Origin of the sequence: Clavibacter lycopersici (genome assembly GCF_003576405.1) — a bacterium.
Lineage (GTDB): Bacteria > Actinomycetota > Actinomycetes > Actinomycetales > Microbacteriaceae > Clavibacter > Clavibacter lycopersici.
The window spans coordinates 1-12,465 of sequence record NZ_QWGT01000068.1 but is presented as its reverse complement, the minus strand read 5'-3'; the positions used below and the strand labels follow the sequence as shown (position 1 = coordinate 12,465).

Below are 12,465 nucleotides of genomic sequence, written 5' to 3'. Positions count from 1 at the left end.
ACCTGCTCTCGCGCGTGGGGCCAGCCCCCGTCGCGGTCGGCGACGTGCTGCCCGTCGGACCCGAGCCCGCCCGGCCGGTGCCCCCGGTCGACTCCCTCGCCGTCTCCGCGCCCGCCGACGGCGAGGTGGTCCTCCGCGCGTCGCCCGGCCCGCGCCTCGACTGGTTCGTCGACGGATCCTGGGCCGCGCTCCTCGACCGCGCGTGGGAGGTGACCGCGGAGGCCGACCGCGTGGGCGTGCGCCTGGACGGCGAGCCCCTCGAGCGGCGGATCCCGGGCGAGCTCCCCAGCGAGGGCGTCGTCACGGGCGCGCTCCAGGTGCCGCCGTCGGGCCGGCCGATCCTGTTCCTCGCCGACCACCCCATGACGGGCGGCTACCCCGTGATCGGCGTGGTCGCCCGCGACGACGTCCGCCTCGCCGCGCAGCTGCGCCCCGGCCAGCGCATCCGCTTCGTGTGAGCGGACGCGCCGACCAGGGCGCGGGTCGTGCGGCGGTCTGGCCGCCCGCTGGTCAGTAGCGGCCGGGGCCGTACATCTGCATGGTCGAGGTGAAGGCCTCCACGAACTTGACGATGGAGATGAAGGCGACGATCACGTTCAGCCCGACCCAGAGCCAGATCGGCGACAGCGCGTTCGCGGGCGCGCCCTCGATGCGCCGGCGGACGATGATGGACCGCCCGATCAGGTAGACGCCGCCGACGACGGGGATGAACGCCCACGCCCAGTGGAAGGGCCGCACGATGCCGCGACGCGTGAGGTCGCGCCAGTCGACGTACGCGAGCGCGACGGATCCGCCCCACACGAAGATCTGGACCAGGCTGCTGAGCGCCTGGGCCACCAGCGCGTCGGGGCGCGGGCCGCGCGCGCTCATGTCGAGGGCGCCGCGGTAGTCGATGTTCAGCGCGAGCACGATGGAGACGACCGGCAGCGCCGCGAGCACCCAGATGGCCCACGTGTACGGCGACGTGGTCGCCGGCACCTGCGGAGGCGGGGTCGCGGGCGTGTACTGCTGCTGCGCGTACCCGGCCTGCGCGTACGGCTGCTGGGAGTAGGGCTGCTGCGCGTACGGCTGCGCCGGAGCCTGCTGCCCGTACGCGGGCGGCGCGGCAGCCGGAGGCACGTGACCGGCGGGGGCGGCGCCCTGCTGCGATGCGGATCCGTGCCCGGAGTCCTGCTGGCCCGAGGACGACGACGCTGCCGCTCCGGCCGCCGCCGGCGCGTCCGCGAGGTGATCGGTCCAGCGCGTGCCGTCCCACCAGCGGAGGCGGTCGGATCCCGCGGGGTCCGCGTACCAGCCCGCGGGCGTGGAGGGTGTTCCGGTCGAGTCAGTCACGAGTGCTCCTAGTACGAGGTGCGGGATGGAGGCGAGCGCGTCGGACGCACCGGGGCGCGGACGCTGGGGGTCAGACTACCCACGTCGAGCTGGCACGCGCGGCGCGCTCTCAGGAGGCGTCGAGACGCCGCGCGAGGTACGGCGCCGTGCGGCTCCCGGCCGTGTCGGCGACCTCGCGCGGGGTGCCCTGGGCGACGATCCGCCCGCCCTGGTCGCCACCCGACGGGCCGAGGTCGATCACCCGGTCGGCGTCCGCCACCACGTCCATCTCGTGCTCCACCACGACGACCGTGTTGCCCGCGTCCACGAGCCCCTGCAGCTGGCGGAGGAGGAGCACCACGTCGGCCGGGTGGAGTCCGGTCGTCGGCTCGTCGAGCAGGTAGAGGGTGTGGCCGCGCGGCGCGCGCTGCAGCTCGGTGGCCAGCTTGATCCGCTGCGCCTCGCCGCCGGACAGCTCGGTCGCGGGCTGGCCGAGCCGCAGGTAGCCGAGCCCCACGTCGCGCAGGGTCGCCAGGGCGCGCGCGACGAGCGGCACGTCGGCGAGGAAGCCGTGCGCCTCGTCCACCGTCATCGCGAGCACGTCCGCGATCGACCTCCCGCGGTACTCGATCTCGAGCGTCCCGGGCTCGTACCTGGCCCCGTGGCACGTGGGGCACGGCCCGTAGGAGCCGGGGAGGAAGAGGAGCTCGACGGTCACGGATCCCTCGCCCTGGCAGGTCTCGCAGCGCCCGCCCGCCACGTTGAACGAGAACCGGCCGGCGCCGTATCCCCGGGCGCGCGCCTCGTCGGTGGACGCGTACGTGCGCCGCACCGCGTCGAAGAGCCCGGTGTAGGTGGCGAGGGTCGAGCGCGGCGTGCGTCCGATGGGGCGCTGGTCGACCGACACGAGCCGGTCCACCGCGTCCGCGCCCTCGACCCGGGCGATGCGCGCGGGTCCGGACGCGTCGTCCTCGGCGTCCGCGTCGTCGGGCCGCTCGACCACCACGCGGTCCGGCGCGAGCGAGGCCCGCAGCAGGTCGGGCAGCACGCGGCTCACCAGCGTCGACTTGCCGGATCCGGAGACGCCCGTCACCGCGACCATCACGCCGAGCGGGATCTCCACGTCCAGGTCCACGAGGTTGTGCAGCGTCACGCCCGTGGCCCGGATGCTCCCGGTCGGCGTGCGCGGCGTGCGCTCGGCCCGCGGCGGCGCGAGGTCGGGGAAGAGGTGCGGCCGGGTCGCCGACGCCTCCACCTCGCGGAGCCCGTCGACGGGACCGCTGTAGACGACGGATCCTCCCGCCTGCCCCGCGCCGGGTCCCACGTCCACGATCCAGTCGGCCCGGCGCACGACGTCCATGTCGTGCTCGACCACGAAGACGGAGTTGCCGGAGTCGCGCAGCTGCTCGAGCACCTCGAGCAGCGGCTCGGCGTCGGCCGGGTGCAGCCCCGCCGACGGCTCGTCGAGCACGTAGACGACGCCGAAGAGGCCCGACCGCAGCTGCGTCGCGAGCCGGAGCCGCTGCATCTCGCCGGGCGACAGCGTCGTGGTGACGCGGCCGAGGCTCAGGTAGCCGAGCCCGAGGTCCACGAGCACGGCGAGGCGCGCGACGAGGTCGGTCGTGATCGTCACGGCCACGTCGCCCATGCCGGTCGTCGGCGCGATGGCGGTGGCGAGGTCCGTCAGCGTGAGCGCGTTGAGCTCCTGGATGCTGCGCCCGGCGAAGGTCACGGCCAGCGCCTCGGGCGTGAGCCCGCTGCCGCCGCACCGCTCGCACGTGCCCGAGACCATGCGCGCGAGCGCGCCCTCGCGGAGGCGCGGGCTCGGGGAGTCGGCGAGCGTGTGCAGCACGTAGGAGCGGGCACTCCAGAAGCGGCCCTTGTAGGGCTTCGCCACGCGGTCGCGCTGCGGCGTGATCTGCACCACCGGCTGCTCCTCCGTGAACAGCAGCCAGTCCCGTGAGTCCTGCGGGAGGTCCCGCCACGGCACGTCCACGTCGTAGCCGAGCGCGATCGTGATGTCGCGCAGGTTCTTGCCCTGCCAGGCGCCCGGCCACGCGGCGATGGCGCCCTCGCGGATCGTGAGCGACGGATCCGGCACGAGCGAGCCCTCGGTCACGGTGTGCGCGACGCCGAGGCCGTGGCACACGGGGCACGCGCCCGCCGCGGTGTTGGGGGAGAAGGCGTCGGAGTCGAGCCGCCCCTGGCCCGCCGGGTAGGACCCGGCGCGCGACATGAGCATCCGCAGCGAGTTGGAGAGCGTGGTGACGGTGCCGACGGTCGAGCGCGTGCTCGGGGCCCCGCGCCGCTGCTGCAGGGCGACCGCCGGCGGGAGTCCCGTGATGCTCTCGACGTGCGGCGTCTGCTCCTGCCGGATCAGCCGGCGCGCGTAGGGCGCCACCGACTCGAAGAACCGCCGCTGCGCCTCGGCGTAGACGGTCCCGAAGGCGAGCGACGACTTGCCGGATCCGGAGACGCCCGTGAAGGCGACGATCCGGTCGCGCGGGATGTCGACGTCCACGTCACGGAGCGTGTTCTCGGACGCGCCCCGGACCCGGACGAACCCGTCGGAGCGGTCGTCGGGGGCGGTGGCGGGCGGGTGGATCTCGGGGGAAGGCACCTGCTCGACCCTAGGCCCGCTCGCGCGCGACCGTCGATCCGGTGCTGGCGCCCGCGGGAGGTGGTAGCGGGGCCGGCGCGGGGATGCGCCGCGCGCACCGGCCCGCCATCTCAGCCCAGCGCGCCGCGTGCCTCCTGGAGCGTGGGGAAGTCGCCCACGTCCCGGCCGAGGCGGTCGGTGACGTGGAAGCCGACGCCCCACCGCTCCTCGGAGAGCCCGGCGAACTCGTCGCCGCGTCGGGCGACCCAGAGCCCTGCCGCTACGGGGGTCCAGCTGATGCCGGGGATGTCGGTGTGACCGGGTGCGGTCTGCGTGAGAGCCATGGCTCCTCCTTCATCGCGGCTCGTCGTCGAGCTGCGTGCTGTCGCCGTCGTCGTGGATGCGCGTCGTCGGCGTCTCTCGGATGGTGGAACTCGACTGTATGCGCACTAACGACTCGTGCGCACACTTCTGAGCGGATCCGCAGATTGGCGCGGCCGCACGCGCGTCAGGCGTCCCGCGGACACGACGAGGGCCGCCCGCGCATGGCGGACGGCCCTCGTCGTGATGCGGCGGGATCAGCCGCGGATGTACGTCTCCAGCTCCGGGATGCGGAGCTTCGCCAGGCACTTCTTCTCGATCTGGCGCACGCGCTCGCGCGTGACGCCGAGCTGCTGGCTCACGTAGGCGAGCGAGCGGGGCTCGAGGCCGGCGAGTCCGAAGCGCATGCGCACGACCTCGGCGTCGCGCTCGGCGAGCCCGTCGATGAGGCGCGTGACGTGCGCGGCCATGAGCTGCTGCGTCACCACGTCGATGGGCTGCGTGACGTCCGCGTCCTCGATGAGGTCGGCCATCTCGGTGTCGCCGTCGCCGCCGCTGCCGCCCACGAGGACCTGCAGCGACATGGGCTCCTGCGCGCGGTCGAGCAGGTACCGCACCTTGGTGACGGGCGTGTCCGACTCGCGGGCGATCTCCTCCATGGAGGGGTCGCGCCCGAGCTCCACCGCGAGCTCGCGCTGCACGGCGTTGATGCGGTTGATGTGCTCCACCGTGTGCACGGGGATCCGGATGGTGCGGCTCGTGTCGGCCATGCCCCGGGTGATGGACTGCTTGATCCACCACGACGCGTAGGTCGAGAACTTGAAGCCGGCCTGGTAGTCGAACTTCTCGACCGCCCGGACGAGGCCCATGTTGCCCTCCTGGATCAGGTCGAGGAACGGCAGGCCGCGGCCCGTGTAGCGCTTGGCGATGCTGACGACCAGGCGCAGGTTCGCGTTGACGAGGTGCTGCTTGGCGCGCATCCCGTCCTGGGCGAGCGTCTGGTACTCCCGGCGCTCCGCTGAGGTGAGGTCGGTGCGGGTGTCCAGCACCTCCTGCGACAGCACGCCCACCTCGATGCGACGGGCGACGGTCACCTCCTGCTCTGCGGTGAGCAGCGGGACACGGCCGATCTGTCGGAGGTAGTCCTTGACGGCGTCGGTGCTGGCGCCGGGGGTGACGAGCGAGGGCTCGGGGAGGTCGGAATCCGCGTAGGGATCGACGGGGCGGACGGACTCGACCTGGTCGAGCTCGGCGTCGGTGGTGGTCTCTGCGGCCGTGGGCCTGGTCGGTGTCATCGTCATGGTGCCCGTTCCTTCCGTGCCGTCGCGGACGGCATCGTCATGCGGGCCCGCGCCCGTGGGACGGGGGTCTCTGCGAGGTCCCGTTCTCTACGGGGCTCTCGCTGGGAGGCCGTGTCCCGGCCTCGAGCACCTAACTTAGCGCGCGATTCCTTTGGGGCCCAAACGTTCGTATACGCACGTAACATCCGGTCGGCACCGGTCCCGAGAGGCCGGCCCCCACCGGTGTACCCGATCGTATTGGGGACTAATGATTAGCGCAGGGGGTTGCGCGGGATCCTCGGCGGTTGTACATCTGCCCGCCACCTACACTTGACGGGTGGTCGCCTCACGAATCCATCTCGTCCGTCACGGCGAGGTGCACAACCCGCACGGAGTCCTCTACGGACGGATCCCGGGTTACGGCCTCTCCGAGCTCGGCCACCGCATGGCGGACGCCGCCGCCCGCGCGCTCGAGGAGGAGGGCGCACCCGTGAACCGGGTCATCGCCTCGCCCCTGCAGCGCGCCCAGGAGTCCGCCGCCCCGTGGGCCGAGCGCTTCGCCCTCGAGGTCGCCACCGACGAGCGCGTCATCGAGCCCACCAACCGCTTCGAGGGATCCCGCTTCCCCTCGCCCGCGCGCCTCGCGCGCTCGCCGCGCCTCTGGCCGCTCGTCGTCGACCCGGTGAAGCCGAGCTGGGGCGAGCCCTACCGCTCCATCGCCGCGCGCATGGCCGACGCGGTCAAGGCCGCGTACCGCTCCGTGCCCGACGGCGACGTCGTCATCGTGAGCCACCAGCTCCCCATCTGGATGGTGCACCTCTCCCTCGCGGGCGAGCGCCTCTTCCACGACCCGCGCCAGCGCCGCTGCGCGCTCTCGAGCATCACCACGGTCGAGCGCGTCGGCGACCGGTTCGTCGAGACGGGCTACATCGACGCGGCGGCCGGTCTGTCCGACCTCGCCGTCGACCAGGGGGCCGTGTGATGCCCGGCATCCGCCGTCGCAGCATCCTCGCCGCCGCCGCATCCAGCGTGCTGGCCGCGGTCGCCCTCTCGGGCTGCACCGAGGATCCGCTCGCCGCCGAGTTCCGCGCGGGCGACAACAAGAGGTACATCGCCGGCGACGGCACCTTCACCGAGGTCCCGCTCGCCGAGCGCGCGGACCCCGTCGACTTCGCCGGCACGCTGTCGGACGGCACGGAGATCACCTCGGCCGACTATCGCGGATCCGTCACGGTCATCAACTTCTGGTACGCCGAGTGCCCGCCGTGCCGCCTCGAGGCGAAGGACCTGCAGGCCGCGAGCGAGGAGCACGCGGCCGACGGCGTCGAGTTCCTCGGCGTCAACACCCGCGACCAGCGGCCGAACGTCGACTCGTTCGACAAGACGTACGGCATCACCTACCCGTCCGTCCTCGACGTCGAGGACACCTCCATGCAGCTCGCCTTCGCCGGCACCATCGCGCCGAACGCCGTGCCCGCCACCCTCGTGCTCGACCGCCAGGGGCGCGTCGCCTCGCGCGTGCTCGGGCAGATCGACCCCGGGGTGCTCCGCACGCTGGTGAAGGACACCGTCGCCGAGGCGGCGGGGTAGGTGGACCAGATCCAGAGCGTCCTCTCCGGGCAGCTCCTCGTGGCGGTGCCGCTCGCGCTGCTCGCGGGGCTGGTCTCGTTCGCGTCGCCCTGCGTGCTGCCCCTCGTGCCCGGCTACCTCGGGTACATCGGCGGCATGGCGGAGGCGAAGGGCGGATCCGCGACGCGTCGCCGCCTCCTGCTCGGCACCGCGCTGTTCGTGCTCGGCTTCTCCGCGGTCTTCATCCTCACCACCCTCGTCTCCGCGACGGCCGGGTTCTGGCTCATGCGCTGGCAGGACGTCATCACGCGGATCCTCGGCGTCGTGCTCATCGTGATGGGCCTCGTCTTCACCGGTCGGCTCGGGTTCCTCCAGCGTCAGGTGAAGAGCTCGTGGCGCCCGGCGACCGGGCTCGCGGGCGCACCGCTGCTCGGCGTCGTGTTCGGCATCGGCTGGGCGCCCTGCATCGGCCCGACCCTCGCCGTCGTCATCTCCATGAGCCTCACCTCGGCCGACGCGGGCCGCGGCGTGCTGCTCGGCGTCGCCTACTGCATCGGGCTCGGCGTGCCGTTCCTCCTCGTGGCCCTCGGGCTCGGCTGGATGACGCGCACCGTCGGGTTCCTCCGCCGCCACATCCGCACCGTCAACCTCGTCGGGGGAGCGCTGCTCGTCCTCACCGGCGTGCTCATGGTCTCCGGCCTCTGGTCGGCGTGGATGCTCCAGCTCCAGGGGGTGATCGCCTCGTATGTCCCGGCCATCTGACCACGTCGACTCCCCGCGGCAGGCGCCGCGCGAGGGGGCGCCGATCACGCAGCCCAAGCTCGGCTTCCTCGGCACGCTGCGCTGGTTCTGGCGGCAGCTCACGAGCATGCGCACCGCGCTGTTCCTGCTGCTGCTGCTCGCGTTCGCGGCGATCCCCGGATCCCTCGTGCCGCAGCGCAGCTCCGACCCGAACGGCGTCACGCAGTTCCGCGCGGACAACCCGGACCTCTACCCCGTCCTCGACAAGCTGCAGGTGTTCGACACCTACAGCTCGGTGTGGTTCTCCTCCATCTACCTGCTGCTGTTCATCAGCCTCATCGGCTGCGTCGTGCCGCGCGCCAAGCACCACTTCGACGCGCTCCGCCAGGCGCCGCCGAAGACGCCCGCGCGGCTCTCGCGCCTCGCCGGGTACACGACGCGCACCACGACGGCGGATCCGGTCGACGCCGTCCGCCAGGCGCGCGCGCTGCTCAAGCGCCAGCGGTATCGCACGGTCCTCGTCGACGACGCGTCGGCCGCGGGCGGCGTGCTCTCCGTCTCGGCGGAGCGCGGCTACCTGCGCGAGACCGGCAACCTCGTCTTCCACTCCGCGCTCGTCGGGATCCTCGTCACGGTGGGCATCGGCGGCGGCTTCGGCTACTCCGGGCAGAAGGTGCTCGTGGAGGGGCAGTCGTTCGTCAACACGCTGTCCACCTTCGACTCGTTCAACCCGGGCCGCTTCTTCGACGACTCGGCGCTCACGCCGTACCGGGTCAAGCTCGACGCCCTGCACGTGCAGTACGAGCAGGAGAACCCGAACGCCATCGGCCAGCCGCTCGACTTCACGGCCGACGTGACCGCCGACGTGCCGGGCGGCGAGCCGCAGGACCGCGAGGTCAAGGTCAACGACCCGCTCGCCATCGGCGGCACCGACATGTACCTGCTCGGCAACGGCTACGCGCCGCACGTGACGGTGCGGGATCCCGCGGGCACGGTCGTGTACAGCGCCGACGTGCCGTTCCTGCCGCAGGACGCGAAGCTCACGTCGCTCGGCGTCGTCAAGGTGCCGGACGGGCTGCGCGAGCAGGTCGGCATGCTCGGCTTCTTCTACCCGACGCAGGGCGCGGAGAAGGCGCCGTACTTCTCCTCCTACCCGGACCTCGACAACCCGCTGCTGACGCTCAACGTCTACACGGGCGACCTCGGGATCGACGGCGGCGTGCCGACATCGGTGTACACGCTCGACACCGGGGACCTCACGCAGCTCACCGGCGGCACGACGGGCGTCCGGTCCATCGAGCTGGCGCCCGGCCAGACGGCGGACCTGCCGGACGGGCTCGGCAGCGTGAGCCTCGACTCCGTGCCGCGCTTCGTCTCCTTCGACGTGCACCACGACCCGACGCAGCGCTGGGTGCTGCTGTTCGCGATCCTCGTGCTCGGCGGCCTGCTCACCTCCCTCTTCGTGCCGCGTCGGCGCGTGTGGGTGAAGGCGGTGCCGCAGGCCGACGGATCCACGACCCTCGAGTACGCCGGGCTCGCCCGCGGCGAGGACCCCACGCTGGAGGCCGCGGTCGCGGCCCTGGCGGACAAGCACGCGGCCGGCCTCTCGCCGGGTGCGATGTCAGATCCGGAAGTTAGGCTCCACTCGTGAACACGGCCATGCTCGACGACGTCTCCCTCATCGCGCTCCTCGTCGCGATGGGCCTCTACGCGGCCGCGTTCATCGCGTTCGCCCTCGACCTCGCGCGGCGCTCCGCGCTCGTCGCGGACGCGGCCACCGCCGCCGCGCGCCAGCCGTCCGCAGTGGGTGCCACCGCCGCGCGCCGCGGCGGCACGGCCACCATCGAGCGCGACCCTGCGTCGTCGGGCCGCGACCGCGCCGCGACCGGGCCGGACGCGCCCGTCGCCGCCGGCCGCTCGATCAGCCTCAACGTCGCCATGGTGCTGCTCGTCGTCGGGTTCGTCGTGCACGCCGTGTCCACCGTCCTCCGCGGCCTCGCGGCCTCGCGGGTCCCGTGGGCGAACATGTACGAGTTCGCCATGACGGGCACGCTGCTCATCCTCAGCGTCTACCTCATCGTGCTCACGCGGCGCGACCTGCGCTTCCTCGGCACCTTCGTCACGGGTCTCGTCCTCATCCTGCTGGGCGTCGCCGTCGTGCAATACCGCGTCGAGGTGGCGCCGCTGCCGCCGTCGCTGCAGTCGTACTGGCTCGTGATCCACGTCTTCGTGGCCGCGCTCGGCACGGGCTTCTTCGCCCTGGCGTTCGCGCTCTCGGGAGTGCAGCTGCTGCAGTTCCGTCGCGAGTCGCTCGCCGCCGACGCGAAGGCCGCCAAGATGCGCTTCCTCGCCACGCTGCCCGACTCCGTCACGCTCGAGTCGATGGCCTACCGCCTCAACATCGTGGGCTTCATCTTCTGGACCTTCACGCTCATGGCCGGCGCCGTCTGGGCCGAGCGCGCATGGGGTCGCTACTGGGGGTGGGACACCAAGGAGGTCTGGACCTTCATCATCTGGGTGCTCTACGCCGGGTACATCCACGCGCGGGCCACGCGCGGCTGGCGCGGATCGCGCTCCGCGTGGCTGGCCATCATCGGGTTCTCCGCCGTCATGTTCAACTTCGGCGTCGTCAACGTGTTCTTCAAGGGCCTGCACACCTACAGCGGGCTGTAGGCCGGCGGCCCGCGCTCAGTCCTGGGCGCGGGCGAGCACGGCGTGCGTGCGGCGGATCCGGTCGAGCCACCAGGCGCTGCGGTCGGCGCCCGCCGCGTGGGCGTCGAGGAGGCGCGGGTCGGGCGTCACGCGGCGCACGGGGATCCGGCCGTCGACCGGCACGAGCGGCTCCGCCACGACGTCCTCGACGAAGAGCGAGACGGTGCCGAGGCCGCAGTCGTAGGGCAGCTCGGGGATCGCCGCCGCGAGGTGCGCGGCCATCGCGATGCCGACGCTCGTGTCGAGGGCGCTCGAGACGACGACGGGCAGGCCCGCCTCCTCCGTGATCCGCAGGGCGCGGTGGATCCCGCCGAGCGGCTGCGCCTTGATGACGAGCAGGTCGGCGGCGCCGGCCCGCGCGACCCGCAGCGGGTCATCGGCCTTGCGCACGCTCTCGTCGGCGGCGATCGGCACGCCCAGGTGGTGGATCCGCTCGCGCAGCTCCGCGAGCTCCTCCACGGTCGCGCACGGCTGCTCCACGTACTCGAGGTCGTGCTCGGCGAGGGCGTGGATCGCGTGCTCGGCCTCGTCGACGTTCCAGGCCGCGTTGGCGTCGATCCGCACGCGGCCCGCGGGTCCGAGCACGCGGCGGACCTCGGCGACGCGCGCCACGTCGTCCGCGAGCACCGTGCCGCGCTCGGCGACCTTGACCTTCGCGGTGCGGCAGCCGGGGAACCGCGCCAGCACCTCGGCGACGCGGGCGGCCTCGACGGCCGGGATCGTCGCGTTCACGAGCACGTGGTCGCGCAGAGGAGCGGGCGGCGCCGTCCAACCGAAGTCGATCGCGGCCGCGAGCCAGGCCGCGGACTCGGCGTCGTCGTACTCCGCGAACGGCGAGAACTCCGTCCAGCCGAGCGGGCCCTCGATCAGCACCGCCTCGCGGACGTCGAGGCCGCGGAAGCGCGTGCGGAGCGGGAGGGCGACGACGCGGGCGGTGTCGAGGAGGTCGTCGAGGGCGGGGAGCATGGATCCAGCCTCGCACCCGCGGGCGGTCGGCGGGGCGCCGCCTAGGCTGGGCGCATGGTGAAGCAGGTCTCCGACATCCACGATCCCACCCGCTGGCGCGACGTCCCCCTCGCGGAGGGCTTCACCGACATCACGTACCACCACGACCTCACGGGCCGCATCGCGCGGATCGCGTTCGACCGCCCCGAGGTGCGGAACGCCTTCCGCCCGCGCACGGTCGACGAGCTGTACCAGGCGCTCGACGACGCGCGTCAGGATCCGCGGATCGGCGTGGTGCTCCTCACCGGCAACGGCCCGAGCCCGAAGGACGGCGGCTGGGCGTTCTGCAGCGGCGGCGACCAGCGGATCCGCGGCCGCGACGGCTACAAGTACGCCGAGGGCGAGACCGCGGAGGGCGTCGACCCGGCGCGCGCGGGGCGTCTCCACATCCTCGAGGTGCAGCGGCTCATCCGCTTCATGCCGAAGGTCGTCATCGCGGTCGTGCCCGGCTGGGCGGCGGGCGGCGGGCACTCGCTGCACGTCGTGTGCGACCTCACGATCGCCTCCGCCGAGCACGGCCGGTTCAAGCAGACCGATGCCGACGTCGGGTCCTTCGACGGCGGGTACGGATCCGCGTACTTCGCCCGGCAGGTCGGCCAGAAGGCCGCGCGCGAGGTGTTCTTCCTCGCCGAGGAGCACAGCGCCCAGCGCATGTACGAGATGGGCGCCGTGAACCGCGTCGTGCCGCACGCCGAACTCGAGGCCACCGCGCTGGGGTGGGCCGAGACGATCCTCGGGAAGTCGCCCACCGCGATCCGCATGCTCAAGTACGCCTTCAACGCGGTGGACGACGGCATGGTCGGCCAGCAGGTGTTCGCGGGCGAGGCCACGCGCCTCGCCTACGGCACGGACGAGGCCGTCGAGGGGCGCGACTCCTTCCTCGAGAAGCGCGCGCCCGACTGGTCGCCGTTCCCGTGGCAGTTCTGA

Annotated in this window: 12 protein-coding genes; 7 read left to right on the top strand and 5 right to left on the bottom strand. The window is 72.9% G+C overall.

Annotated features, from left to right (window positions below; translation table 11 throughout):
- A partial coding sequence (locus DZG00_RS06695) for a 5-oxoprolinase subunit C family protein (protein ID WP_147359942.1) occupies positions 1 to 458 on the top strand: 458 nt, incomplete at its 5' end.
- Positions 459 to 510: 52 nt separating this feature from the next.
- On the opposite strand, the gene DZG00_RS06690 is transcribed toward DZG00_RS06695, so the two are convergent.
- The 4 genes from DZG00_RS06690 to DZG00_RS06675 form a co-directional block, all read right to left on the bottom strand.
- The gene (locus DZG00_RS06690; RefSeq protein ID WP_119381762.1) at positions 511 to 1,332 is read right to left on the bottom strand and encodes a DUF2510 domain-containing protein; all 822 of its coding nucleotides are present in this window, start codon (positions 1,330 to 1,332) and stop codon (positions 511 to 513) included.
- Positions 1,333 to 1,441: 109 nt separating this feature from the next.
- Positions 1,442 to 3,931 (bottom strand): excinuclease ABC subunit UvrA, encoded by a 2,490-nt coding sequence (locus DZG00_RS06685; RefSeq protein ID WP_119381761.1) that lies wholly within the window; start codon positions 3,929 to 3,931, stop codon positions 1,442 to 1,444.
- Positions 3,932 to 4,041: 110 nt separating this feature from the next.
- Positions 4,042 to 4,254 (bottom strand): hypothetical protein, encoded by a 213-nt coding sequence (locus DZG00_RS06680; RefSeq protein ID WP_119381760.1) that lies wholly within the window; start codon positions 4,252 to 4,254, stop codon positions 4,042 to 4,044.
- A gap of 234 nt (positions 4,255 to 4,488) precedes the next feature.
- Positions 4,489 to 5,532 carry a sigma-70 family RNA polymerase sigma factor gene (locus DZG00_RS06675; protein ID WP_119381759.1) on the bottom strand — a complete coding sequence of 348 codons (1,044 nt, stop codon included), beginning with the start codon at positions 5,530 to 5,532 and terminating at the stop codon, positions 4,489 to 4,491.
- 316 nt (positions 5,533 to 5,848) lie between these two features.
- Between DZG00_RS06675 and DZG00_RS06670 the strand changes: the two genes are divergently transcribed.
- The 5 genes from DZG00_RS06670 to ccsB are packed head-to-tail and all read left to right on the top strand — an operon-like array spanning position 5,849 to position 10,494.
- Positions 5,849 to 6,493, top strand: coding sequence for a histidine phosphatase family protein (locus tag DZG00_RS06670; protein ID WP_119381758.1), 645 nt, complete (start codon positions 5,849 to 5,851; stop codon positions 6,491 to 6,493).
- Positions 6,493 to 7,101 (top strand): TlpA family protein disulfide reductase, encoded by a 609-nt coding sequence (locus DZG00_RS06665; protein WP_119381763.1) that lies wholly within the window; start codon positions 6,493 to 6,495, stop codon positions 7,099 to 7,101. Before DZG00_RS06670 ends, DZG00_RS06665 begins: the two co-directional genes overlap by 1 nt.
- On the top strand, positions 7,102 to 7,842 hold the full coding sequence (locus DZG00_RS06660; protein ID WP_119381757.1) for a cytochrome c biogenesis CcdA family protein: 741 nt from the start codon (positions 7,102 to 7,104) through the stop codon (positions 7,840 to 7,842).
- On the top strand, positions 7,826 to 9,472 hold the full coding sequence (gene resB, locus DZG00_RS06655; protein ID WP_119381756.1) for a cytochrome c biogenesis protein ResB: 1,647 nt from the start codon (positions 7,826 to 7,828) through the stop codon (positions 9,470 to 9,472). Before DZG00_RS06660 ends, resB begins: the two co-directional genes overlap by 17 nt.
- Positions 9,469 to 10,494 carry a c-type cytochrome biogenesis protein CcsB gene (gene ccsB / locus DZG00_RS06650; RefSeq protein ID WP_119455480.1) on the top strand — a complete coding sequence of 342 codons (1,026 nt, stop codon included), beginning with the start codon at positions 9,469 to 9,471 and terminating at the stop codon, positions 10,492 to 10,494. The genes resB and ccsB overlap by 4 nt, the downstream gene beginning before the upstream one ends.
- Before the next feature lie 15 nt (positions 10,495 to 10,509).
- Here the strand turns inward: ccsB and DZG00_RS06645 are convergent, their stop codons facing one another.
- On the bottom strand, positions 10,510 to 11,499 hold the full coding sequence (locus DZG00_RS06645; protein ID WP_119455479.1) for an o-succinylbenzoate synthase: 990 nt from the start codon (positions 11,497 to 11,499) through the stop codon (positions 10,510 to 10,512).
- Positions 11,500 to 11,553: 54 nt separating this feature from the next.
- Between DZG00_RS06645 and DZG00_RS06640 the strand changes: the two genes are divergently transcribed.
- A complete protein-coding gene (locus DZG00_RS06640) occupies positions 11,554 to 12,465 on the top strand; it encodes a 1,4-dihydroxy-2-naphthoyl-CoA synthase (protein WP_119383159.1) in 912 nt (303 codons plus the stop codon).

Excerpts from the sequence above, each read along its gene's own strand:
- DZG00_RS06680 (WP_119381760.1), bottom strand. The coding sequence starts at position 4,254 with ATGGCTCTCACGCAGACCGCACCCGGTCACACCGACATCCCCGGCATC.
- DZG00_RS06675 (WP_119381759.1), bottom strand. The coding sequence starts at position 5,532 with ATGACGATGACACCGACCAGGCCCACGGCCGCAGAGACCACCACCGAC.
- DZG00_RS06665 (WP_119381763.1), top strand. The coding sequence starts at position 6,493 with ATGCCCGGCATCCGCCGTCGCAGCATCCTCGCCGCCGCCGCATCCAGC.
- resB (WP_119381756.1), top strand. The coding sequence starts at position 7,826 with ATGTCCCGGCCATCTGACCACGTCGACTCCCCGCGGCAGGCGCCGCGC.
- DZG00_RS06645 (WP_119455479.1), bottom strand. The coding sequence starts at position 11,499 with ATGCTCCCCGCCCTCGACGACCTCCTCGACACCGCCCGCGTCGTCGCC.
- DZG00_RS06640 (WP_119383159.1), top strand. The coding sequence starts at position 11,554 with ATGGTGAAGCAGGTCTCCGACATCCACGATCCCACCCGCTGGCGCGAC.